Genomic DNA, 23,402 nt, shown 5'->3' with positions numbered 1-23,402 from the left:
AGCTATGTAAATTATTTGCCGCCAAGGGGTTCCACGAAGGTCACGGCCATATCCCACGGCTGCTCGATCCATGTATCTTGAGGAATATCAACAACATAGTCATCAACCAGAGGGCGTCCAGCCGGTTTAGCGAAAATCGTCACAAAATGCGCTTTCGGATACATATCACGAATCGCTTTCGCCGTACCGCCAGTATCGACCAGATCGTCAATAACGATAAAACCTTCGCCATCACCTTCAGCCCGTTTCAATACCGTCAGCTCGCGCTGGTTATTGTGGTCATAGCTGGAAATACATACGGTATCAACATGACGGATACCCAATTCACGCGCCAGAATTGCACTAGGAACCAGACCGCCACGGCTCACCGCGATGATGCCTTTCCATTGTTCTGCAGGAAGTAAACGCGCGGCCAGCTTGCGGGCTTGCATTTGCAACATATCCCAAGTTACGACGTATTTTTCGCTCATAAAATGTAGTCCCAGCCAGTGTTGAGGTGGCTTGTCATGTCTAGAAGGGGGGAAAAAGGTTGCGCGAGATTATAGTGAGACAACGACATAAAAACCAGCAATTATCCCGGTAATTCAGTGAATCGAATGTGGGAATTGTGCAGCTAAACGCGCGCGATGCCAATGAAAGTGATATTCTCGACCGATCGCGCCATAGCAATGGTGATTAGTTATCAACCCTAAAACCTACAGTATCTCAGGTACCTCGGCAATAATCTGGTTCCTATATGAATATGCTGTTAAAGGAGACTTACAGTGTCTGAACTGTCTAAACTTTCGCCTCAGCCGTTGTGGGATATTTTCGCTAAAATTTGTTCTATTCCCCACCCTTCTTACCACGAAGAAGAACTGGCGCAGTACATCGTTGCCTGGGCAAAAGAAAAAAGCTTACATGCTGAACGCGATCAAGTAGGCAACATCCTGTTACGCAAACCCGCGACCAAAGGTATGGAAAACCGTAAACCGGTGGCGCTACAAGCCCATTTGGATATGGTTCCACAGAAGAATAGCGACACTGTTCATGACTTTACCAAAGATCCTATCCAACCTTACATTGACGGTGAATGGGTAAAAGCTCGTGGCACCACGCTGGGCGCTGATAATGGCATCGGCATGGCTTCAGCGCTGGCAGTATTGTCTGATGACAACGTAGAACACGGTCCGCTGGAAGTGTTACTGACCATGACCGAAGAAGCGGGCATGGATGGTGCATTCGGGCTTCAGCCTAACTGGTTGAAAGCCGATATTCTGATCAATACCGACTCTGAGCAAGAAGGCGAAATCTATATGGGTTGCGCCGGTGGTATCGATTTTATCAGTACCTTGCCATTACAGCGTGAAGCTGTACCAACTGGCTATCAAACGCTGAAACTGACCATCAAGGGTTTGAAAGGCGGCCACTCCGGCGCCGATATTCATTTGGGTCTGGGCAATGCCAACAAACTGCTGGCTCGTTTCCTGTTCGAACATGAAGCTGAGCTGGGTCTGCGGATTCTGGATTTGAATGGCGGCACTCTGCGTAATGCCATTCCTCGTGAAGGTTCTACCATCCTGGCCATTGCCGCCGATAAAGTGGATCAGTTGAAAACACTGACTCAGAATTATCTGGATACTCTAAAAAATGAACTGTATACGGTAGAAAAAAACCTGACCGTGTTACTGGAGCCAACCAGCAGCAACGCCAAAGCCCTGACCGCGGATACCCAGCATCGTTTGCTGGCATTGCTGAATGCGACACCAAACGGTGTCATTCGCATGAGTGATGAAGTAAAAGGCGTGGTTGAAACTTCATTGAACGTGGGCGTCGTCACCATGGAAGAAGACAAGGCTGAAATTATGTGCCTGATTCGTTCCCTGATCGACAGCGGTAAAGATTATGTGGTCAGCATGCTGACAGCCGTGGGTCAGTTGGCTGGCGCACAGACTGCACCAAAAGGTGGTTACCCTGGCTGGCAGCCAGACGCTAATTCACCGGTTATGCATCTGGTGCGGGAAACTTATGAAAAACTGTTCAATAAAACGCCAAACATCATGGTGATTCATGCTGGTCTGGAGTGTGGTTTGTTCAAAAAACCTTACCCGGAGATGGACATGGTCTCAATCGGCCCAACCATGACCGGCCCACATTCACCGGATGAACAAGTACATATCGAAAGCGTAGGCCAATACTGGCAGTTACTGACTGCATTGCTGAAAGCGATTCCTGAACGCCGATAAGCGCGGTGAGTCATTGAGTGATATAGACGGCGTTGCCTGTGGGCACGCCGTTTTTTTATGGTGATTTCTTGGCTATTCCCAATTCAATAACAACTGCCGTTCAATTTGTGGATCCAGCAAAGTCACCTGTAATCCCACCAGCCTAACGCCTCGCTCAGCGCGCCGTTCATGCCAAACCTGTTTTGCAACTTGCAATAAATCCTCTTTATTCAACACCGACCAAATATGCTCTTGGGTCGTTTGCTGAAAATCCTGAAACTTAAGTTTCACTCCCTGTCGGGCAATTTGCAGGTCTGGCCTGACTTTGCGCAAACGCATTTCCAACTCAGGATAAAGTTTTTCAATGACCGCAACACAATCAGACCAGCAGTGAATATCCTGTGCCAGCGTTCTTTCGACACCAACAGATTTACGCAAACGTTCGGGAGAAATTTCACGATCGTCAATACCATGACAACGTTCCCATAGCACTTGGCCAAACTTGCCAAATCGCTTGAGTAGCTTGGCCTGTGAATAGTGTTGTATATCCACGCAATAGGTGAGTCCCAAATCCTGTAAACGCTTCGCAGTAACCTTGCCAACGCCAGGGATTTTACTCAAAGGAAGGTTTTGCAAGAATGGCTGGATCTGATTGGGCGTAATCACATATTGTCCATTGGGTTTATTCAAGTCCGATGCGATCTTGGCAAGAAACTTGATCGGCGCAATACCTGCCGAAGCTGTCAGCCGCAACTCATCAGAAATAGACTGACGGATCTGACGAGCGATCAGAGTAGCGGAACCGCTGAATTGCTGACAATCAGACACATCCAGATAAGCTTCGTCCAGAGATAAAGGTTCAATCAGCGAAGTATAACGTGAGAATATCTCGCGGATTTGCAAAGAAACCTCTTTGTAGGCCGCCATCCTCCCAGGAATAACTTTCAACTGCGGGCACAGCTTAAGCGCTATTGCAGTAGACATGGCGCTATGAACGCCATAGCGGCGAGCGGGATAATTCGCCGTACTAATCACGCCACGACGGTCAGCACTACCGCCAATAGCCAGAGGAATTTCGCGCAGGCTCGGGTCATCCCGCATCTCTACAGCTGCAAAAAAGCAGTCCATATCAACATGGATAATTTTGCGCATTTCATCTCCCACCGACAACCAACTACTGTATAAGTATACAGCCAAAGAGACGATTATCAAGATTATCCTAAATTAATCACCAATAAATATTTCCAATTTCCAGATTGAATACTGTTATTAAGCTTTCCGTTATTTTTTCATTTATTTTTAATAAAAAAGCATTAGATTCGATAAAGTCACACGCTCCTGACTATTTATGTAAAGTTTAATGTATGCATATTGTTTTCTTATTTTAGTGAGTTATACGAGGCTTATATTATGCGGAATTATATTATGGCAGTCACTTTATTATGCTGTTCCATTTCAGTTGCAGCTAATACATCAATTATTCATCACCCTCAAATTATCGCTCATCGGGCAGGTACCGCAGATGCACCAGAAAATACGCTTCCAGCGATCAAAAAGTCGCTTGATAACGGTGCTGATGTTATCTGGATTACCTTGCAGTTATCCAAAGATAATATTCCGGTACTCTACCGGCCATCCGATCTCAAAGAACTGACTAATAAATCAGGGAAAGTGCGCGACTTTACTGCCACCGAACTGGCAAAAGCAGATGCAGCAAAACGTTATAACCACATCCATAACACAGCATTTTCTGCCTATGTCCCCACATTAAAAGAGGTACTGGTTAAATATCCTGAAAATACATTCTATCTTGATATAAAAGCTCCTGATGCTGAAAAGATATCGCCTGAATTTATTCGGGCACTAAAGAATACATTACAAGAAAACAATGGTTTTCAACGCACTCGAGTTTACTCAACAGAAAAAATTTATCTTGATGAAATAGATAAGGTTAATAAAGAGGAAAGCGACAACAATAGAATTCAGCGATTTGAAAGCCGAGATGATACACGAGATATATTGGTCAACATTACTATGGGTCACCAATGTAAATTGCCGACGGTTAATCATGGCCGCTGGTACGGGCTGGAAATGAAACGTGATGTTGAAGTGGTGGTGGTAGAAAAATTCACCCTGGGTGAAGGACACTCACAGACTAAAACCAAACTGACTTGGGATAAAAATGCAATGGACTGTTTCCGCTCACAGGGGAAAGCCCACATAGTGTTCTTTGGTATCAATGGAGAAGAGGATTACAAACAAGCCAAAGCGTTGGGCGTAGATGCAGTCATGGTCGATTCGCCCAAAAAGTTTAAAAAGATACTGAACAAGAAAGTCTAGGTAAGTACAGCCCGGCCATAGCGCCGGGCTGTCATGTCAAAGAATACGGAACTGATCGAGTTTTTTCTGGCGAGCAGCTTCCTTTTCCATTCGTTTTTTGCGGGAATCACAAGGTTCAGGACAATCACACACTTTATCCATTCCCAAGGTGCTGATCCCACCACAGCTTCCCTGCAAAGTCTTACGTTTGATGACATAGCCAATAGACATGCCACCCATCACCAGAAGAAAGAAGACAAAAGAAGCGATAAAGACCGTCAACATAAACTCCCCCTAGGATCGATTTATCAGGAAAGGTTCAAAGGCTTTCGAATAGCGTTCTTCGAAACCGTTCTCTGTTTTGACAATCATAAACACCGGTATACCGAGCAGATTGGCCAGCGCCATACCTTTTTCTGGACCAAGGACATCCAGCCCGGTAGAGAGACCGTCCGCTGTCATACAACTGGTATTCAACACGGTAATTGAAACCAGTCGATGATTGATAGGCCGCCCAGTCGCCGGGTCTATGGTGTGAGAATAACGCACCCCATTCTCTTCGAAATAGTTACGATAATCACCCGAGGTTGCCAGTGACATTCTGCCAGGTTCGATAATCTCCTGCGCACTTTGCTCAACACCAGCTCCCGGCTTTTCGATCGCGATACGCCAGGGTTTGTTTTCCCCGTTGTTCCCACGGGTGCGTACTTCGCCGCCAATATCGACCATAAAGTTTTTGATGTTTTGTGATTGCAGATATTCCGCAACCACATCGACACCATAGCCTTTTGCAATCGAGGACAGATCAACATACAGCTCAGGAACACGTTTAATTAACGCATGACCTTCCACAGCAAGCTTTTCTATTCCCACCCAACTGCGGCGTTTATCCAATTCTTCGGCAGAAGGCACTTTATCGGGACGTCCTTCTGGACCAAATCCCCAAAGATTAACCAACGGACCGACGGTAACATCCAATGCACCATCGGTCAGTCGATTAATACGAATCGCTTCCTGCACGACTTTGGCTGTCGCGGCTGAAACCGGGAACGGTTTATTCACTTCCCGGCTTTGATTAAAACGGCTCAGTTCGGAATTTGGTCGATAGGTCGACATTTGGTCGTTGACTTGTTCCAAGGCTCGATCAATTTCCTCCTGAAGGCGTTCCGGTGATGGGCTGGACGAGTCACTCACATATTTTATTGAGTAATAAGTGCCCATGGTTTTACCCTTGAGATTCACCTGTTCAGGCCCACAGCCCGCCAGCAATGATGCGCCCATCAGCAACACCAGCCAAAGAGTTATCTTTTTATACACAATAATCCTATTATTGTTGAACGCTGTCAGACAGAACATCAACCACCAAAGTCATCAAGCATAATATTGTCATCTTCTACCCCTAGATCCTTCAGCATCTTAATGACTGCCGCATTCATCATTGGCGGACCACACATATAAAATTCACAGTCCTCCGGAGCAGGATGGTTCTTCAGATAATTTTCCAGCAACACATTGTGGATAAATCCAGTATAGCCAGTCCAATTGTCCTCGGGTTGAGGATCTGACAATGCGACATGCCAGCTAAAGTTGTCATTCTCTGCCTGCAACTGGTCAAAATCTTGCTCGTAAAACATTTCACGTTTAGAACGCGCACCATACCAGAAGCTGATTTTGCGTTTAGAATGTAGGCGCTTGAGCTGGTCGAAGATATGCGAGCGCATCGGTGCCATACCAGCACCGCCACCGATAAAGATCATTTCGGCATCGGTATCTTTGGCGAAGAACTCACCAAATGGCCCTGAAATCACTACCTTATCACCCGCTTTTAATGACCAGATATACGAAGACATAATGCCCGGAGGCGCATCCGGTACATTCGGCGGCGGAGTAGCAATACGCACGTTCAGCATGATAATACCGTGCTCATCCGGGTAGTTGGCCATTGAATAAGCGCGAACGGTAGGTTCCGTCACCACAGACTCAAAGCGGAACAGATTAAATTTATCCCAGTCGCCACGGTACTCTTGCGGAACATCAAAATCGGCATACTTCACATGATGAGGCTCGGCTTCAATTTGAATAAAGCCCCCAGCACGGAATGGCACGACATCACCATCAGGAATTTTTAATTTCAATTCTTTGATAAAGGTGGCTTTGTTATCATTAGAAATGACTTCGCAGGTCCACTTTTTGACACCAAAGATCTCTTCCGGCAGTTCAATTTTCAGGTTTTGCTTCACGCTGACCTGACAAGCCAAACGGCAACCTTCTTTAGCTTCACGTTTGGAGATATGGGAAAGCTCAGTCGGTAAAATATCGCCACCACCTTCTTTTATCGTGACGCGACACTGCCCGCAAGAACCACCGCCGCCACAGGCAGATGAAACAAAAATACCGTGCCCAGAGAGCACATTCAGTAATTTGTCACCGGCCGGTGCGGTAAAGCTTTTTTCCGCGTCATCATTGATTTCCACCTGAATATCACCGGTGTTAACCAACTTCGATTTGGCGAAAAGAATCATCATCGTCAATGCCAGCACGATGAGAGTGAACATAACTACGCCCAGAATTATTTCCATGAGTTCTTCCTGCCTTTATAGATGCACACCGGAGAAGGACATAAAGCCCAGTGCCATCAGCCCGGTGGTGACAAAGGTAATCCCTAGCCCCTTCAAGCCCCCCGGTACATCGGCATATTTCATTTTTTCACGAATACCGGCTAGCGCGACGATAGCCAGCATCCAACCTACGCCAGAGCCAATCCCATACACTATGGATTCCGGGAAGTTATAATCCCGTTGTGCCATAAAGGATACGCCACCAAAAATAGCGCAGTTCACGGTAATCAGCGGCAGGAAGATCCCCAAGGCGTTATAAAGTGCCGGGAAGTAGCGATCGAGAATCATCTCCAATACCTGCACAATAGCGGCGATCACGCCAATAAAGGTGATAAAGTTAAGGAAACTCAGATCGATCCCTTCCACCAACGCGCCATCTCTCAGCACCAGGTTATAAACCAGATTATTGGCAGGGACGGCGATGCCCAGCACTACGATGACGGCAATACCCAGCCCGAACGCAGTAGACACTTTTTTCGATACCGCGAGGAAGGTACACATGCCGAGGAAGAAAGCTAACGCCATATTTTCGACAAACACCGCGCGGACAAACAGACTGATGTAATGTTCCATCGTCAATTACTCCTTTTCAATCTGCGCAGGTTTCAGGGTACGTAAGCCCCAAATCAACATGCCAATGATAAAGAACGCGCTAGGTGCCAACAGGAACAACCCGTTTGGTTGATACCATCCGCCGTTTTGTACCGTTTCCAGTACGGTAACGCCAAATAGTTTACCGGACCCAATCAATTCGCGTACAAATCCCACCAGCACCAGCACTACGCCGTAACCCAGACCGTTACCAATCCCATCCATAAAGCTCTCAATCGGCGGAGATTTCATGGCATAAGCCTCGGCACGACCCATTACGATACAGTTGGTAATAATCAGGCCAACGAATACCGACAGCTGCTTGGATATTTCATAGGCATAAGCCCGCAGAATCTGATCGACCACAATAACCAGTGATGCAATGATAACCATCTGAACGATGATACGAACACTGTTAGGAATATGGTTTCGAATCAGCGAGATAAAGAAACTGGAAAAGGCAGTCACCATCGTCACCGCCAGCGTCATTACCAGTGCAGTTTCCAATTTAGTGGTTACCGCCAGCGCTGAACAGACTCCGAGGATTTGCAATGCAATGGGGTTATTGTCAAATAGCGGCCCCAGTAAAACCCGTTTAATCTCTTTGCTATCAGCCATTTTTTAACGCTCCTTCGCGCACTTTTTTCAGGAACGGGCCAAAACCGTTTTCACCCAGCCAAAAATCAAAGGTGTTCTGCACCCCGTTGGAGGTCAGCGTCGCACCGGATAAACCGTCGATGGCGTAAGGATCATTAGCATCGGCGCGCCCTTTGACTACGCGAATAGCCGGTTCGCCTTGCTCATTAAACAGCCGCTTACCAATCCATTGATTACGCCAGATCGGGTTTTCAACTTCCCCACCCAACCCCGGCGTTTCACCTTGATCGTAATAGCTGATGCCGCGTACGGTTTTACCATCAGTATCTATTGCTACAAAGGCATACATCATCGACCACAAGCCGGAACCATATACCGGTAACACGATCTCGCTGGTTCTACCCTGCTCATCACGTACCAGATAAATTTCCACCAGATTAGCTCGACGTTTAATACCAGCTCGATCCTGCGCTGCTGTCAGAGCAATACTCTGATTATCATCACGTAAGGCTTGTGAACGGTCAAAGCTGGCCGGATCAATATCGACAAAAGTGCCACTTTGTAAATCCAGTAAACGCGGCTCAATACGGGCGGTGAACGCCTGTTTGACCTGCTCGGCTTCCATTCTCGGTTGCAGCAAACCGGCCACATCCAGAATGTTGCGTTGCTTATCCAGCAAACGCTGTTCCTGTTGTTTGGATTTCAACCCTACTGCAGCGCCAGAAACCACCACGGAACAAACCAGGCACAGTAGGACCACCACCATCAACGTCTTGCCAATGGTGTCATTATTTCTTGGTTTATCACTCGCCACGGGCTTTCCTCCGTTTGATGTTGGCCTGAACAACCACATAGTCAAACAGTGGTGCAAACAGGTTGGCGAACAGAATCGCCAGCATCATTCCCTCCGGATAAGCCGGATTGACTACTCGGATCAATACACACATCACGCCAATCAGGCCGCCGTACCACCACTTTCCTTTATTGGTAAAGGATGCTGATACTGGATCGGTCGCCATAAATATCATGCCGAAAGCAAAACCACCCAGCACCAAATGCCAGTACCACGGCATAGCAAACAGTGGATTGGTCGCGGAACCTATCCAGTTAAACAAGCAGGCTGTGATAATCATGCCGATCATAACTCCGGCAACAATGCGCCAGGAAGCCACGCGGCCGAACATGATGATGGCTCCGCCGATCAGAATCATCAGCGTAGAAACCTCGCCAATAGAACCGGGAAGATTGCCCATAAAGGCATCCATCCAGCTGATTGGCTGGCCGGTTACGACGTTCATCAGGCTGTGACTACCGTTAACACTCCATTGCGATAATGGTGTTGCACCAGAGAAACCATCAGCGGCATTCCATACCAGATCACCGGAGATCTGTGCCGGATAGGCGAAAAACAGGAATGCACGACCGGCAAGTGCCGGGTTGAGGAAGTTGCGTCCGGTGCCACCAAAAATCTCTTTACCGATGACCACACCAAAAGTAATCCCCAGCGCTGCCTGCCACAACGGCAAGGTTGGCGGAACGATCAGGGAAAACAGAATGGAAGTAACGAAGAAACCCTCGTTGATTTCATGCCGACGGATAATGGCGAACAGAACTTCCCAGAAGCCCCCCACCAAAAATACCACGGCATAAATCGGTATAAAGTAAACGGCACCCAGCGTCATCATACTGACCCAGCCGGCATCAGGAGCCAGAGAAGCGCCCAACATTTGTGCCAACCAGTAATGCCAATCACTGGCAATAACCTGTTGCAGTTCCGCGCCAGAATACAAATGATTCAGTGCCGGAATAGCCTGTTGCCCAACGTTATACATCCCCCAGAACATAGCAGGGAATACCGCCAGCCAAACCAGGATCATCATACGTTTCAGATCGATAGCATCACGCACATGGGAAGCCCCTGGCGTCACGTTACCTTGGGTATAAAAGATCGTCGCGGCCGCTTCATACAGCGGATAGTATTTCTCTAGCTTTCCACCCGCTTCAAAGTGGTGCTCGATTTTCTCAAAAAAACTTTTCAGGCCCATGAGTTATCCTTCCTGCTCAATCTTGGTCAAAATGTCGCGCAGTACCGGACCGTATTCATATTTACCGGGGCAGACAAAAGTACAAAGCGCCAGATCCTCTTCATCCAGTTCAAGACACCCCAGCGCCTGAGCACTGTCGCTATCACCAGATAAAAGATCCCGCAGCAGATGTGTCGCCAGAATATCCAGTGGCATCACCCGCTCATAGTTACCAATCGGTACCATCGAACGTTCACCACCATTCAATCCGGTGGAGAAGGCAAAGAGTTTGCGCTTAAAGAAATGGCCAAGAGTGGTTCGTGTAATGGAGTATTTATCACTGCCGGGCATGATCCAGCCGAACAACTCTTTCTCCCGCCCTTCTCGCAGCACCGAAACCTGCTGATGGAAGCGTCCAAGATAGCCGTGGGTAGCCGAGGAAGCCGTGCCGCTCAATACCGAGCCAGAAATAATGCGGTTATCGCCATCTTTCAGCTCACCGGCGGTCAACTCAGCAAGATTGGCGCCCAAACGTGTACGCAATAATCTCGGTTCGCTTACCTGTGGGCCACCGAGTGCCACCACCCGATCAGTATATAGATCGCCTTCCACAAACAGTTTTCCGATAGCAATCACATCCTGATAACCGATGTGCCAAACCATTTTCTTCTGGCTAACCGGTTCAAGGAAGTGAATGTGAGTGCCAACCAACCCTGCGGGATGAGGCCCAGAAAACTCGTTATAAGTAATTTGCCCATATTGCTGGCTGCGAATAATTTCCCCTGCACCGTGGCAAACATGAACCTTGCCTTCAGTCAAACGCGTTAACACGTTCAAACCGTGGTTAAAGGCGTCGATTTGCAGGGCAATAATTACCTGCGGATCAGCAGCCAGTGGCTGAGTATCTATTGCCGTAACAAAGATTGCTCGTGGCTGCGTGCCAGGTTTGGGGGTTTTGCTGAATGGGCGGGTACGTAAAGCTGTCCATAGACCTGATGCCAGCAGAGTGCTCTGTACCTGTTCAGCACTCAGATTGGTCAGTTCGGCCGGTTCATGGCGAGAAAACGGCACTTGTTCGTCGCTTTCAACAGCGATGACTACCGATTGTAGTACCCGTCTCTCACCGCGATTAATTGCAATCACTCTGCCAGCAGCAGGCGCAGTGAAAAGTACCCCGGGATTCTTTTTATCTTCAAAAAGCGCCTGGCCTTTTTTTACCTGTTCGCCCTCTTGCACCAGCATTGAAGGGCGCATGCCTACATACTCTTCACCGAGCAGTGCAACATGATGAATGACAGGACCCTCTTGTATGACTTGAGCAGGTGCTCCAGCGATAGGTAGGTCGAGTCCTTTTTTTATTTTAATCATAAGGTTTGCACGATTCTGTCAGGTGTATCAAATGCTGCACGTAATCCAGAGGCGTACAGCAACGCGAAGATTAGATATTTTAACCGTTCAGTTAATATTTGATGTATTAACTGGCAGCGCGATGGCGTGCATTTTACTCGAAGGCATTGAATGATTTAAATAACGACGTTAATTTCTGTTGATAGAAATAGCGTTAATAGATACAAAAACCAAACTATCAGCCTTTGATAAAATGGTCAGATATCCATAAAACAAGCATACCTAAAGTATGCCGCCGATTTTAGCATTTTAGCTTGTGACTGTCTGATAAAAGCAGTGACCTGGCTCAAGCAAACGACATTAAATTGCTTAAAATTTAGACCAAAACTCGATAATATCTTGGTATTAATTCGATTTAACCGATCACAGTTCCTTTTTTATACAAATCAATTATTGATAAAAATATCCTGGCTGATAATCTGCGCATCCAAACTAACAAAAACAGTGGCTCCCTAGTCGATCGCCTGGCTAGGCTCCAGTTAAAATAATCAGGGATTATAATGGGCAAAATCACGCTGTTGCTCGCGTTGATAATTTGTTTGCCTGCGGTATCAGTGACCAGTTCAGCCAGTGAACCGGTGACGATGGCCAAAGAGCTAAAACAGCAATTACTGGGTTCATCCGTCTATATTCAGATATTCAAAGAAGAACGGACGTTGGAGTTATATGCCCGCTTACAGGGAGAATATCGTCTTCTCCAAAGTTATCGGATTTGTAACTTCTCCGGTGGCCTCGGGCCAAAACGCCGCGAGGGGGACTTTAAAAGCCCGGAAGGGTTCTACAGCATTGATATGCAGCATTTAAAGCCAGACAGTAAGTTTTATCGGGCGATCAATATTGGATTTCCAAATGATTTTGACAAGTCTCAAGGATACTCGGGGAAATATCTGATGATCCACGGAGACTGTCAATCAATTGGCTGTTATGCCATGACCGATGCCTACATGGATGAAATATTCAACTATGTCAAAATGGCATTTATTAACGGGCAGAGCAAGGTAGATATCAGTATTTACCCTTTCCGCATGACCGAGCAAAACATGCAGCGTCACCGCAATTCGACATATATTAACTTCTGGCGTCAATTACAGCCGGGCTACACCTACTTTGCCAAAAACCGTATGCCACCGCCAGTGGGTGTTATTAACGGACAATATGTCATCAATCGCCCGTTAATATCCAGTACACCAGCCTCAGAGTATGCGCTCTCCCAGGCAAAATAGAGCGAATTCACCTGGCGCAATTTTGTGCCAGGTTTCATTGGCCGTCAGTGGCTGAGTCGCAATCACTGTAACCACATCATTGGGTGTGGTTTGTTGCTGAAAATCTATTTCTACATCCTGATCCAGCAAAGTTGCTTTACCAAAAGGCGCTCGTCGCGTTATCCAATACAAATGGGTAGAGCAATATGCCATAACAAAACGCCCGTCCGACAACAGCATATTAAATACACCCTTGGCGCGTAATTGTTCAGATAAGGTCGCAATATAACGAAATACAGCAGGCCAATGACCTGGTGTGCGGGGATAACGGCTAGCCAATTGGTTTAATAACCAACAGAAGGCATATTCGCTATCGGTCTGACCAATAGGCCTGAATGCTCCGGTATCTAATTGCCGATAACCGTTCAATTGCCCGTTATGGGCATAAGTCCAATTACGTCCCCACATCTCTCGAGTGAAGGGGTGGGTATTCTCCAATGCCACTTCTCCCCGATTTGCCTGACGGATATGAGAAATCACCGCACAGGATTTTATCGGGTAATCTTGTACCAGCCGAGCGATTGGTGAATTAAAACTGGGTTGTGGATCTTTAAATGTGCGGCAACCACGACCTTCATAAAAGGTAATACCCCAACCATCTTTATGGGGTCCTGTACCACCACCACGCTGAACCAGACCGGTAAAACTGAAACAGATATCCGTGGGCACGTTCGCGCTCATCCCCAACAACTCGCACATCACCAACCTCCTCTACTGCGTACCGCAGTCACTAAAATCAAAATATTCGGTCAATGCGACTGGAGATAAATCATGCGATGAGGCGGCTATAACCGCCTCTAGAACAGGGTAGAAAACAGCATAATACGCCGGGAAAGTCACGGCGTGATCGGGCTATATCATACTGAACAGTAATCAGCCTTTAACCATCTCTTTTTCAATAAGCTGAATCAAGATATGAATCGCTTTAATATGAATTTCCTGAATACGATCGGCGTAGCCGAAATGAGGAACCCGAATTTCAATATCGGCAGTACCGGCCATTTTACCGCCGTCTTTACCGGTCAGGGTGATCACTTTCATCCCTTTTGCCTTCGCGGCTTCAATCGCTTTAATGATATTGCCTGAATTTCCTGAAGTCGAAATACCCAGTAAAACATCACCTTCACGACCTACGGCTTCAACATACCGGGAAAACACATAATCGTAGCCGAAATCATTACTGACGCAAGATAGGTGGCTGACGTCCGAAATCGCAATCGCCGGATAACCTGGCCGGTTTTCGCGATAACGCCCCGTTAGCTCTTCAGCAAAGTGCATTGCATCACAATGAGAACCGCCGTTACCGCAGGACAGCACTTTCCCACCGGCTTTGAAGGAATCCGCCAGCAATATCGCAGCCCGTTGAATAGCATCAATATTGGCATCATCACTGAGGAATTTAGCCAAAGTATCAGCCGCTTCATTAAGTTCACTTCGAATTAAATTATGGTACATGGGACCCCTTTATATGCCCTGTGACATCAATAATCTTCCACGGGAAGTGTACCGGATAGCGCAAACTGCGAGAAGCGCTGTTGTGAATTGTTGCAACGCCGTTTGACTTTAAATGCTGCGAATTTGTGAACCAAGTTGTAATTGATATGTAATGGTATTGATAAAAACAATCGGATGAACTAAAACCAATACATCACTCAACAGGTCAGACCTCCTACAACTCAGGAGCTTCATATGATGATTCTTAGCATTGTTGCCTTGCTGGTTCTTATTGGTGTGTTGTTTTATCACCGGGTGAACCTTTACCTCAGTAGTTTACTTCTTCTGGTATACACCGCCGCTATGGGTGCAATGCAAGTCTGGTCGCTCTGGACCTTGCTGCCCTTGCTGATTGTGTTACTGCCGCTGAACTTCGCACCGCTGCGCCGTTCGCTATTTTCCGCCCCAGCACTGCGTACTTTCCGCAAAGTGATGCCCGCTATGTCACGGACGGAAAAGGAAGCGATCGATGCGGGCACAACCTGGTGGGAAGGTGATTTATTCCAAGGGAAACCTGACTGGAATAAACTGCATAACTACCCTAAACCGCAGTTAACCGCCGAAGAACAAGCCTTTATCGATGGGCCAGTGGAAGAGGCTTGCCATCTGGCCAATGATTTCCAAATTACTCATGAACTGGCTGATTTACCGCCAGAATTGTGGGCTTACCTGAAAGAGCATCGTTTCTTCGCCATGATCATCAAAAAAGAATATGGCGGCTTGGAATTCTCTGCTTATGCTCAGGCACGCGTATTGCAGAAACTCTCGGGCGTTTCCGGCATTCTGGCTATTACCGTTGGCGTGCCTAACTCTCTCGGCCCCGGCGAGTTGCTACAACATTACGGTACCCACGAGCAAAAAGATCATTACCTGCCAAGATTGGCACGTGGTGAGGAAATTCCTTGCTTCGCACTGACCAGCCCGGAAGCGGGTTCAGATGCGGGTGCCATTCCCGATACTGGCACCGTGTGCATGGGTGAATGGCAAGGCAAACAAGTATTAGGCATGCGCCTGACCTGGAACAAACGCTACATCACTTTGGCTCCTATCGCTACCGTGTTGGGTTTGGCATTCAAACTCTCTGATCCTGAGCATTTACTGGGTGAAACCGTTGATTTGGGCATTACCTGCGCCTTGATCCCGACAAATACCCCAGGGGTTGAAATTGGTCACCGCCACTTCCCGCTTAACGTACCATTCCAGAATGGTCCGACACGCGGTAACAACATCTTTGTTCCCATTGATTACATCATCGGTGGGCCAAAAATGGCCGGTCAAGGTTGGCGAATGCTGGTTGAGTGTCTGTCCGTTGGCCGCGGAATCACGTTACCATCGAATGCGACAGGCAGTCTGAAAAGTGTGGCTATGGGTATCGGTGCTTATGCTTATATCCGCCGGCAGTTCAAAATTTCGATCGGTAAAATGGAAGGCATTGAAGAGCCGTTGGCACGCATTGCCGGTAACGCCTACGTGATGGATGCAGCGGCAACTCTCATCACCAGCGGTATTATGCTGGGCGAAAAACCAGCCGTGCTTTCCGCCATTGTAAAGTATCACTGTACTCACCGTGGCCAGCGCGCGGTCATGGATGCGATGGACATCGCTGGCGGTAAAGGTATTTGTCTGGGTGAATCCAACTTTATTGCCCGTTCTTATCAAGGAGCGCCAATTGGTATCACCGTTGAAGGTGCCAATATTCTAACCCGCAGTATGATTATCTTCGGTCAAGGTGCCATTCGTTGCCATCCCTATGTATTAGCGGAAATGGCCGCAGCACAAAGTAATGATATCAATGGATTTGATGATGCTCTGTTTGGCCATCTGGGTCACGTCGGTAGCAACAAAATTCGTAGTTTCTGGCTTGGCCTGACCAATGGCCGTACCAGCCGCGCTCCGGTTAGTGACAGCACTCGTCGTTACTACCAACAGCTTAACCGCTTGAGTGCCAACCTGGCGCTGATGTCCGATGTTTCCATGGGCGTACTGGGTGGGAGCTTGAAGCGTCGCGAGCGTATCTCTGCACGTCTTGGAGATATTCTTAGCCAAATGTATCTGGCGACCGCCACGCTGAAACGTTATGAAGATGAAGGTCGTCAGAAAGAAGATCTGCCACTGGTTCACTGGGGAGTGCAAGATGCGTTGTATCAGGCGGAACAAGCCCTGGACGACTTATTGCGCAACTTCCCGAATCGCTTGATTGGTGGTTTAATGCGCGTGGTGATATTCCCGTTGGGCCGCGTTCACAGCGCACCGTCTGACCGTCTGGATCACCAACTGGCGCAACTGCTGCAACTGCCATCAGCAACCCGTTCACGCATTGGTCGCGGTCAATATCTGACGCCAAGTCAATTCAACCCGGTTGGCCTACTGGAAGCCGCACTGCAAGACGTTATTGCCGCAGAGCCAATCCATAAGCGCCTGAGTAAAGAAGCCGGAAAAAGCCTGCCATTTACCCGTTTGGACAAACTAGCCAAACGTGCTCTGGCAGAGGGTAAAATCAGCGCTGAGGAAGCGAATGTGCTGATTAAAGCTGAAGCCAGCCGCTTACGATCGATCAACGTTGACGAATTTGAACCGGAGGCGCTGGCTACCCAGCCAGCGGTAAAGCAACTCAATCAGCCACGTCAAACCGAAGCGGCGTAACTGATAACCCCCATTGATAAGTTAAGTGTCTAACATAACCCCCTGGCTTAAACCGGGGGGTTTATATAATGCGAGTACAAAACTGCACTAGCCTCTGGATATCACGGGACAGTTCTCATCGTACTGGCATCATTCAACCAAACCTGAAGTGACTGGCATTCAGCCTCGCGGCTGGGTTTTTATGCGGTTGAGTGCTAGAAAGGAATGGAAAATAAATGGTAAAGCGCAGAAACGACGAAGCCCTGAGTTATTGCTAACTCAGGGCTTCTGAATATTGGCGGTGCGGACGGGACTCGAACCCGCGACCCCCGGCGTGACAGGCCGGTATTCTAACCGACTGAACTACCGCACCACGCTGTGTTCCGGTTAAGAACGAGGTAAATACTACGGTTGCGGGTTCATTTCGTCAACACTTTTTCCAGACAAATAAGCCGTTTGCACATATTTTCACCCAAACGGAGAATTAACCCACATTTGCGGCATTTTCATCCTCAGGAGAAATACGCCATAAACAACTTCCTCCCTTTTTCTGCACCAGATCCAGGCGCTGATGATGAGCATCCAGCTCTTCATCATTGGCATAAATAATTGTCAGCCCAGACGTTGGGCGTACAATCCGCTGAATATCCGCCGCAGAATCCGATTGATTCTGATCCCCTTCCATCGAGAAAGAAAGTGAGGTTTGCCCCCCCGTCATCGCCAAATAGACTTCAGACAGAATTTCGGCATCAAGCAACGCGCCATGCAAGGTACGCTTGGTGTTATCTATCAGATAGCGATCGCATAACGCATCGAGATTGTTCCGCTTGCCGGGGAACAGCCGACGCGCCATTAACAGACTGTCAGTTATGGTACAGAAGGTGTCTGTATTCGGAATAGCTTGCTGCAACATGCGAAACTCGTAATACATAAAGCCGATATCAAACGTGGCGTTATGGATAACCAGCTCCGCACCGCGGATAAATTCAATAAATTCAGGAGCAATATCGGCGAAAGTCGGCTTATCAAGCAAAAACTCATCACTGATACCGTGAACGCCATAAGCCTCGGGATCAACCAGACGATCCGGTTTGATATAGACATGGAAATTACGTCCGGTCAGCCGCCGGTTAATCACTTCCACGGCACCGATTTCAATAATACGGTGACCTTCATAGTGAACACCCAGCTTATTCATACCGGTGGTTTCAGTATCGAGAACAATCTGTCTGGTTGGAGTAGGGATCATATTGCAGTGCTCATAGCGCTCGTTTATGTCAGACTTAGGGTTTAAACCGATTAGGAAGAGTCTACCAGAGATGACCAAACAGGTAGAAATTTTCACCGACGGATCTTGCCTCGGCAATCCGGGTCCCGGTGGTTATGGCGCAATTTTACGTTACAAACAACATGAGAAAACTTTCAGCGCAGGCTATCGCCTCACCACCAATAACCGAATGGAAATGATGGCGGCAATTGTCGCACTGGAAGCCTTGACATCTCCTTGTGAAATCACACTCAGCACCGATAGCCAATATGTGCGCCAAGGTATCACCCAATGGATACATAACTGGAAGAAACGTGGCTGGAAAACCTCTGATCGCAAACCAGTACGCAATGTCGATCTTTGGCAGCGGCTGGATGCAGCAATCTTGGGTCATAACGTACAGTGGGAATGGGTTAAGGGCCATGCCGGGCATCCAGAAAACGAACGTTGCGACGTATTAGCCCGCGATGCGGCTAACGCGCCAACGCTAGAGGATACTGGCTACAATCCGGATTAACTCAGTGTCTCAGGGCCGATTGCGGTAACTTTTTGTTGCACCGACAGCGCGGCTTAACCAAGGTTTCCGCACGCCCATTTTCATCGGATTAAACGTCAGGGGGATCGTACGCTTTCTGGCGACAATCAAGCTAATACAGCCCAATGCATGTAAGTGGGTGCCAAGAAAGCGCCCACCTTGTTTATGCCAAGGCAGCACATGAAAACAGGATTGATGCATCACTTCATAATTCAGCAGACTAAGCCAATCCAGTAAACGCATTTGAGTAAACATCCGGCTGGCATAAGGTTGGCGGCTTCGGATCACTGGCAGCAATTTTCCAACACCCAGTAAACTCATCGGGTTAAAAGCCGTGATAATCAGCCAACCATCATCAATTAATACTCTATCGGCTTCGCGCAAAATTCGATGAGGATCAACTGAATAAGTGAGTGAATGAGATAAAAGACACGCATCTACTGATTTTTCGGCAAACGGCAATTGGTAAGGACTGGCGAGGACCTGCATATTACGACCTTGCTCTCCCACATTAACCTGATGGGAAATAGCACAACTCCCACTGGCAATTTCCGCGCTTAGCTGCCCAATTTTTAGCAGATGAAAACCGAAAAATTTTGGCCACCAAGGTTGTAGCTGCTGCTCAATCGCCGCACGATAGTATTCCCCCCAAGGCAACTCAGCCCAGGAAGCGGGAGCATGCATTTTTTGGCGTGTCTGGGCAGGTTTCATATTTTATTATCTTCTATCAGCTGTGCCAACGATGGTATCTCATGAATCTTATCAGCATTCCTGCATTTCAAGACAATTACATTTGGCTATTGGTTAACCGACAGCAGCGTTGTCTGATTGTCGATCCAGGAGAGGCCTCGCCTGTATTGGCGGAATTGAAAGAAAAAAAGTGGACTCCCGAAGCAATTTTACTGACTCATCATCATCATGATCACGTCGGTGGCGTCGTCGAATTACTCAACCACTACCCTAACCTTCCGGTCTATGGCCCGCAAGAAACAGCTCATAAAGGTGCCACCATCATAGTAAATGATGGCGATCAGTTGTCACTTTGTGGGCTAGATTTCACCATTATCGCAGTGCCCGGACACACCCTCGGCCATATCGCATACTACAGCGCACCTTATCTATTTTGTGGTGACACGCTGTTCTCTGGTGGCTGTGGCCGACTATTTGAAGGCACCCCGCAGCAAATGTATGCTTCAATTCAGCAACTAACAGCATTGCCTGATGACACCTTAATTTGCTGCGCACATGAGTATACTCTCTCAAATCTTAACTTTGCCCGTACGGTTTTGCCGGAAGATCGACGAATTGAAACATATCAGCAACAAATAAGGATATTAAGAGCAAAAAACCAATCAAGCCTACCTTCAACGTTGCAATTAGAGCGTGAAATTAATGTTTTTTTACGTTGCAATGACGTTGATTTACAAAGAAAATTAGGCTTTCACCCACTATCTAATGACTACTCCCTTGTTTTTGCTGAATTAAGGGCCAGGAAAGATAGCTTCTGAAGCTTTTAGTTGTGTTATTTGTCGAAGCAAAGTATGATTGTTCGTCTTTTAAGCAACTAACATTGACACACACATGAAGACCAAAGCGATATTTCTCGCCTCAGTCTTGCTTGTAGGGTGCCAAACGTCCAAGCAGGACGCGCAGGTTCCCGTGCAGCATGCACAGAGTTTGTCTTCGGCAGGTCAAGAAAGTGAAGCAGGAGAGTACACAGATAGTGCCCGAGAGGGTTCCGCGCGATGGCTGGAAAGTAGTAATGGCGGCCTCGCGCAGAAAGATTTGTGGAACTTCATTAGCGACGAGCTGAAGATGGAGGTTCAGGAAAACAACCTGATCCGTGAACAAAAAAGAAAGTATTTAAAAAATAAGAGCTATCTCCACGATGTAACATTACGGGCAGAGCCGTACATGTACCTGATAGTCGAGCAGATTAAGAAACGTAAGATGCCGATGGAGCTGGTACTGCTACCCATAGTGGAGAGCGCTTTTGACCCACACGCTACTTCTTCCGCCAACGCCGCAGGGTTATGGCAGATAGTACCGAGTACCGGTCGAAATTATGGATTAAAGCAAAACCAATGGTATGACGGTCGCCGCGATGTGGTTGCCTCGACCAAAGCAGCGCTTGATATGATGGAACGCCTGAACAAAATGTTTGACGGTGATTGGTTATTAACCATCGCCGCATATAACAGTGGTGAAGGTCGAGTCATGCAAGCAGTGAAAGCCAATAAAGCTAAGGGTAAACCGACCAATTTCTGGGCATTGTCGCTTCCGCGTGAAACGTCAATCTATATCCCCAAAGTGCTGGCCTTGAGTGACATTATCAAGAACAGCAAGAAATACGGTATCAAGTTACCTGAAACTAACGAAAACCGTGCATTAGCGCGTGTGGACGTAGGTCAGCAGATTGAGCTAACTCAGGCGGCTGAGATGGCGGGTATGTCACTGACCAAGCTGAAAGCTTATAATTCTGGGTATAAGCGCAATGTAACGGCACCTAACGGTCCTCATTACATTATGTTACCAAAAACCCATGCAGAGCAGTTTAAAGACTCACTGGCTGAGGCTGATATTGTTGTTTCCAAACCAACTCAATTGGCGAAAAACATCAAAACATCGGCATCAGGTTCGCAGTATAAGGTTCGCTCTGGTGATACCTTATCTACGATAGCCAAGCGGTTGAATATCAAGACCAGCGATTTGCAGAGTTGGAACAACTTACGTACCTCGAGTACCTTAAAAGTTGGGCAAACCCTGCAACTGGCAAGCAATACAGCCAGCAAGAGTATCACCTATCAAGTTCGTAAGGGTGATTCCTTCGCCAGTATTGCCAAGCGTCACGGTGTAAATACCAGCGATGTGATGCGATGGAATTCGGTAGTCAGCAAAGGCAATAGTTTGCAACCTGGTTTAAAATTGACGCTGTATGTTAACGGGCAGCAAGCGCCTGAAGCATAGAGAATCAAGTAGATAACTGCTAAAAAGCACCCTACGGGGTGCTTTTTTTTATGCTTAAAAAAAGTATAGCGATAAGTTAAAGCTTAAACTCGACCCAAAGGGGATTGTGATCTGACGCTCGGGTAACCAGAACTTCGGCATCTGCCACTTTTAATTCGCGGTAAAAAACATAGTCTAATGGACGCCCAAAGGCTCGACTACGATTATCGGCAAGAAACTCCACTTCTGATAATCCAACTTTTTTAGAAAATTGCTGCAACGCTCTAATCCGCTGTCGGCTCCAGGCATTGAAATCCCCGGCTAGAATAACCGGTCCACGATGCATAGAGATCTGTTCACCAATAGGTTCCAACTGCTTACTGTAAACATCCACACCTAAACTGAAATTGACCGCGTGAACATTTGCAACCATAAGCAATCGACCATCATGAATAGGATATACCGTTACCAATGCCGATTTAGACAATCGGAGCAATGGTTCACGCTCCCGCAGAGGACAGCAATAAACTGGATGAGCGGCTGCCAGTGTCATCACGCCTGAAGGGTGCTGAGGCAGCGAAAATGCAGGAACCTGATCGGCAGCCTGAAAATTGGATGTAGCAAATCTCACCAGCTCAGGCGTAGTCTGTGCTTCTTGCAGCAATATCAATTGCGCATCTCGGCCAAACCCTCTAAGTACCGACAGCCAGTCCGGCCGCTGCTGCTTAAAGATATTCCATACCATGATCCGCAAGTTTTCAGATGTCGGCAATGGCACACCCAATGGTAGCCCCAACCCCAGTTGACTAGCAGAACCAGGAAATATTTGTTCGACCGGTTGACCCGCAACATACCGCATTGCATATGTTCTTTTCGGCACGCTATTGCCCATTTTCATTAAATGCAAGCTGGCCGGATAAACCAGCCGATAGTTCAGTGATTATACGCTTAGATATTGCTCAACCCGACATTTCTTTTGTTGGCTGTAGACTCATATCATTATGGGATACTGGCTAATTGCATCAGTTATCTAAAATCTAAATGGATAATAGCGATGATTAGTATCATAAAAAAACACAAATATGGACTCTGATCCCATTTATGCTAACTGTGTAGCCTGACTGCATTACCTTGACACAAAATAATCTGTGCCGATATTGCATCACGCAATTTAGCAATCAACTGGATAACCTATTTTTCTAGAGTTTTACCATAATTCATGAGCATATAAAAAGTAATACCATACTGACTAGCAATACTGATCTGCAGTAGAGTAATTAATCACCAACTCTTCGATGTTTTTTAATCTTTAGCTATTTAGCCAAGATATCAGCATGTTGAGATGTCTTGAGAGAAAAAGTACAGAGATAGAAAAGTAGCATCAGGGTAGATAAACCCGTATGACAAGATAGTGGACGTTGTATTCTTCGATGAAGATTTATTCTAACATTTTGAACTAAACACTGAACACTGAACACTGAACACTGAACACTGAACACTGAACACTGAAAGGATA

22 protein-coding genes and 1 tRNA gene are annotated in these 23,402 nt (G+C 47.2%); 7 read left to right on the top strand and 16 right to left on the bottom strand.

The genetic code is table 11. The features are described from left to right. Window positions 1-11 precede the first annotated feature (11 nt). A complete protein-coding gene (gene gpt, locus DJ39_RS07095; protein WP_004720269.1) occupies window positions 12-470 on the bottom strand; it encodes a xanthine phosphoribosyltransferase in 459 nt (152 codons plus the stop codon). Window positions 471-764: 294 nt separating this feature from the next. On the opposite strand from gpt, the gene pepD reads away from it, so the two are divergent. Further along, window positions 765-2,225: a beta-Ala-His dipeptidase gene (pepD, locus tag DJ39_RS07090; protein ID WP_004720268.1), complete on the top strand. Its 1,461-nt coding sequence runs from the start codon at window positions 765-767 to the stop codon at window positions 2,223-2,225. A gap of 72 nt (window positions 2,226-2,297) precedes the next feature. On the opposite strand, the gene dinB is transcribed toward pepD, so the two are convergent. Next, window positions 2,298-3,356: a DNA polymerase IV gene (gene dinB / locus DJ39_RS07085; RefSeq protein ID WP_038251278.1), complete on the bottom strand. Its 1,059-nt coding sequence runs from the start codon at window positions 3,354-3,356 to the stop codon at window positions 2,298-2,300. Between the two features lie 258 nt (window positions 3,357-3,614). Between dinB and DJ39_RS07080 the strand changes: the two genes are divergently transcribed. Beyond that, window positions 3,615-4,544 (top strand): glycerophosphodiester phosphodiesterase family protein, encoded by a 930-nt coding sequence (locus DJ39_RS07080; protein ID WP_004720263.1) that lies wholly within the window; start codon window positions 3,615-3,617, stop codon window positions 4,542-4,544. A gap of 36 nt (window positions 4,545-4,580) precedes the next feature. Here DJ39_RS07080 and nqrM read toward each other — a convergent pair whose 3' ends face one another. The 8 genes from nqrM to DJ39_RS07040 are packed head-to-tail and all read right to left on the bottom strand — an operon-like array spanning window position 4,581 to window position 11,721. Beyond that, window positions 4,581-4,808, bottom strand: a complete 228-nt coding sequence (gene nqrM, locus DJ39_RS07075) for a (Na+)-NQR maturation NqrM (protein WP_004720261.1) — start codon at window positions 4,806-4,808, stop codon at window positions 4,581-4,583. Between the two features lie 9 nt (window positions 4,809-4,817). Continuing rightward, entirely contained in the window at window positions 4,818-5,840 is a 1,023-nt protein-coding gene (locus DJ39_RS07070; protein ID WP_004720260.1) for an FAD:protein FMN transferase, read from the bottom strand. Between the two features lie 38 nt (window positions 5,841-5,878). Then, window positions 5,879-7,102, bottom strand: a complete 1,224-nt coding sequence (gene nqrF, locus DJ39_RS07065) for an NADH:ubiquinone reductase (Na(+)-transporting) subunit F (RefSeq protein ID WP_038243647.1) — start codon at window positions 7,100-7,102, stop codon at window positions 5,879-5,881. A 15-nt stretch (window positions 7,103-7,117) separates the two neighbouring features. Next, window positions 7,118-7,714 carry an NADH:ubiquinone reductase (Na(+)-transporting) subunit E gene (gene nqrE, locus DJ39_RS07060; protein ID WP_004720256.1) on the bottom strand — a complete coding sequence of 199 codons (597 nt, stop codon included), beginning with the start codon at window positions 7,712-7,714 and terminating at the stop codon, window positions 7,118-7,120. A 6-nt stretch (window positions 7,715-7,720) separates the two neighbouring features. After that, complete coding sequence (locus tag DJ39_RS07055) at window positions 7,721-8,350, bottom strand: NADH:ubiquinone reductase (Na(+)-transporting) subunit D (protein ID WP_038243644.1); 630 nt, start codon at window positions 8,348-8,350, stop codon at window positions 7,721-7,723. Then, complete coding sequence (locus DJ39_RS07050; protein WP_038243642.1) at window positions 8,343-9,143, bottom strand: Na(+)-translocating NADH-quinone reductase subunit C; 801 nt, start codon at window positions 9,141-9,143, stop codon at window positions 8,343-8,345. The genes DJ39_RS07055 and DJ39_RS07050 overlap by 8 nt, the downstream gene beginning before the upstream one ends. Beyond that, window positions 9,133-10,374 (bottom strand): NADH:ubiquinone reductase (Na(+)-transporting) subunit B, encoded by a 1,242-nt coding sequence (locus DJ39_RS07045; protein WP_004720250.1) that lies wholly within the window; start codon window positions 10,372-10,374, stop codon window positions 9,133-9,135. The genes DJ39_RS07050 and DJ39_RS07045 overlap by 11 nt, the downstream gene beginning before the upstream one ends. Window positions 10,375-10,377: 3 nt before the next feature. Next, window positions 10,378-11,721, bottom strand: a complete 1,344-nt coding sequence (locus tag DJ39_RS07040; protein WP_004720249.1) for a Na(+)-translocating NADH-quinone reductase subunit A — start codon at window positions 11,719-11,721, stop codon at window positions 10,378-10,380. Window positions 11,722-12,260: 539 nt separating this feature from the next. Between DJ39_RS07040 and dpaA the strand changes: the two genes are divergently transcribed. Then, window positions 12,261-12,983, top strand: coding sequence for a peptidoglycan meso-diaminopimelic acid protein amidase (dpaA, locus tag DJ39_RS07035; RefSeq protein ID WP_004720248.1), 723 nt, complete (start codon window positions 12,261-12,263; stop codon window positions 12,981-12,983). On the opposite strand, the gene DJ39_RS07030 is transcribed toward dpaA, so the two are convergent. Then, complete coding sequence (locus tag DJ39_RS07030) at window positions 12,954-13,721, bottom strand: class II glutamine amidotransferase (protein WP_038243637.1); 768 nt, start codon at window positions 13,719-13,721, stop codon at window positions 12,954-12,956. The genes dpaA and DJ39_RS07030 overlap by 30 nt on opposite strands. A 174-nt stretch (window positions 13,722-13,895) precedes the next feature. Beyond that, the gene (gene lpcA, locus DJ39_RS07025) at window positions 13,896-14,477 is read right to left on the bottom strand and encodes a D-sedoheptulose 7-phosphate isomerase (protein ID WP_004720245.1); all 582 of its coding nucleotides are present in this window, start codon (window positions 14,475-14,477) and stop codon (window positions 13,896-13,898) included. Window positions 14,478-14,711: 234 nt separating this feature from the next. Here lpcA and fadE point away from each other — a divergent pair, with 234 nt between their 5' ends. After that, on the top strand, window positions 14,712-17,159 hold the full coding sequence (fadE, locus tag DJ39_RS07020) for an acyl-CoA dehydrogenase FadE (protein WP_004720242.1): 2,448 nt from the start codon (window positions 14,712-14,714) through the stop codon (window positions 17,157-17,159). A 275-nt stretch (window positions 17,160-17,434) separates the two neighbouring features. Here fadE and DJ39_RS07015 read toward each other — a convergent pair. Both DJ39_RS07015 and dnaQ read right to left on the bottom strand, forming a co-directional pair. After that, window positions 17,435-17,511: transfer RNA gene (locus tag DJ39_RS07015), tRNA-Asp, on the bottom strand. 111 nt (window positions 17,512-17,622) lie between these two features. Continuing rightward, window positions 17,623-18,387, bottom strand: a complete 765-nt coding sequence (gene dnaQ, locus DJ39_RS07010; protein WP_004720240.1) for a DNA polymerase III subunit epsilon — start codon at window positions 18,385-18,387, stop codon at window positions 17,623-17,625. 70 nt (window positions 18,388-18,457) lie between these two features. Between dnaQ and rnhA the strand changes: the two genes are divergently transcribed. Then, complete coding sequence (gene rnhA, locus DJ39_RS07005) at window positions 18,458-18,922, top strand: ribonuclease HI (RefSeq protein ID WP_004720238.1); 465 nt, start codon at window positions 18,458-18,460, stop codon at window positions 18,920-18,922. Between the two features lie 9 nt (window positions 18,923-18,931). Here rnhA and DJ39_RS07000 read toward each other — a convergent pair whose 3' ends face one another. Further along, window positions 18,932-19,651, bottom strand: a complete 720-nt coding sequence (locus DJ39_RS07000) for a class I SAM-dependent methyltransferase (RefSeq protein WP_038243630.1) — start codon at window positions 19,649-19,651, stop codon at window positions 18,932-18,934. A gap of 41 nt (window positions 19,652-19,692) precedes the next feature. Here DJ39_RS07000 and gloB point away from each other — a divergent pair, with 41 nt between their 5' ends. After that, entirely contained in the window at window positions 19,693-20,448 is a 756-nt protein-coding gene (gene gloB / locus DJ39_RS06995) for a hydroxyacylglutathione hydrolase (RefSeq protein ID WP_038243628.1), read from the top strand. 73 nt (window positions 20,449-20,521) lie between these two features. Then, on the top strand, window positions 20,522-21,907 hold the full coding sequence (gene mltD, locus DJ39_RS06990) for a murein transglycosylase D (RefSeq protein WP_038243626.1): 1,386 nt from the start codon (window positions 20,522-20,524) through the stop codon (window positions 21,905-21,907). Between the two features lie 76 nt (window positions 21,908-21,983). On the opposite strand, the gene DJ39_RS06985 is transcribed toward mltD, so the two are convergent. Continuing rightward, window positions 21,984-22,784 (bottom strand): endonuclease/exonuclease/phosphatase family protein, encoded by an 801-nt coding sequence (locus tag DJ39_RS06985; protein ID WP_004720230.1) that lies wholly within the window; start codon window positions 22,782-22,784, stop codon window positions 21,984-21,986. Window positions 22,785-23,402: the final 618 nt, after the last annotated feature.

It is taken from the genome of Yersinia ruckeri ATCC 29473 (assembly GCF_000754815.1).
GTDB classification, from domain to species: Bacteria; Pseudomonadota; Gammaproteobacteria; order Enterobacterales; family Enterobacteriaceae; genus Yersinia; species Yersinia ruckeri.
Note: the sequence above shows the minus strand (reverse complement) of the source record. Positions and strands in the feature narration are given on the sequence as shown.

Coding starts and splice junctions, on each gene's coding strand:
- DJ39_RS06985 (WP_004720230.1), bottom strand. CDS start 22,784: ATGAAAATGGGCAATAGCGTGCCGAAAAGAACATATGCAATGCGGTAT.
- lpcA (WP_004720245.1), bottom strand. CDS start 14,477: ATGTACCATAATTTAATTCGAAGTGAACTTAATGAAGCGGCTGATACT.
- DJ39_RS07040 (WP_004720249.1), bottom strand. CDS start 11,721: ATGATTAAAATAAAAAAAGGACTCGACCTACCTATCGCTGGAGCACCT.
- DJ39_RS07030 (WP_038243637.1), bottom strand. CDS start 13,721: ATGTGCGAGTTGTTGGGGATGAGCGCGAACGTGCCCACGGATATCTGT.
- gloB (WP_038243628.1), top strand. CDS start 19,693: ATGAATCTTATCAGCATTCCTGCATTTCAAGACAATTACATTTGGCTA.
- DJ39_RS07000 (WP_038243630.1), bottom strand. CDS start 19,651: ATGAAACCTGCCCAGACACGCCAAAAAATGCATGCTCCCGCTTCCTGG.
- DJ39_RS07045 (WP_004720250.1), bottom strand. CDS start 10,374: ATGGGCCTGAAAAGTTTTTTTGAGAAAATCGAGCACCACTTTGAAGCG.
- rnhA (WP_004720238.1), top strand. CDS start 18,458: ATGACCAAACAGGTAGAAATTTTCACCGACGGATCTTGCCTCGGCAAT.
- mltD (WP_038243626.1), top strand. CDS start 20,522: ATGAAGACCAAAGCGATATTTCTCGCCTCAGTCTTGCTTGTAGGGTGC.
- fadE (WP_004720242.1), top strand. CDS start 14,712: ATGATGATTCTTAGCATTGTTGCCTTGCTGGTTCTTATTGGTGTGTTG.
- nqrF (WP_038243647.1), bottom strand. CDS start 7,102: ATGGAAATAATTCTGGGCGTAGTTATGTTCACTCTCATCGTGCTGGCA.
- nqrM (WP_004720261.1), bottom strand. CDS start 4,808: ATGTTGACGGTCTTTATCGCTTCTTTTGTCTTCTTTCTTCTGGTGATG.
- dpaA (WP_004720248.1), top strand. CDS start 12,261: ATGGGCAAAATCACGCTGTTGCTCGCGTTGATAATTTGTTTGCCTGCG.
- nqrE (WP_004720256.1), bottom strand. CDS start 7,714: ATGGAACATTACATCAGTCTGTTTGTCCGCGCGGTGTTTGTCGAAAAT.
- dnaQ (WP_004720240.1), bottom strand. CDS start 18,387: ATGATCCCTACTCCAACCAGACAGATTGTTCTCGATACTGAAACCACC.
- dinB (WP_038251278.1), bottom strand. CDS start 3,356: ATGCGCAAAATTATCCATGTTGATATGGACTGCTTTTTTGCAGCTGTA.
- gpt (WP_004720269.1), bottom strand. CDS start 470: ATGAGCGAAAAATACGTCGTAACTTGGGATATGTTGCAAATGCAAGCC.
- DJ39_RS07055 (WP_038243644.1), bottom strand. CDS start 8,350: ATGGCTGATAGCAAAGAGATTAAACGGGTTTTACTGGGGCCGCTATTT.
- DJ39_RS07080 (WP_004720263.1), top strand. CDS start 3,615: ATGCGGAATTATATTATGGCAGTCACTTTATTATGCTGTTCCATTTCA.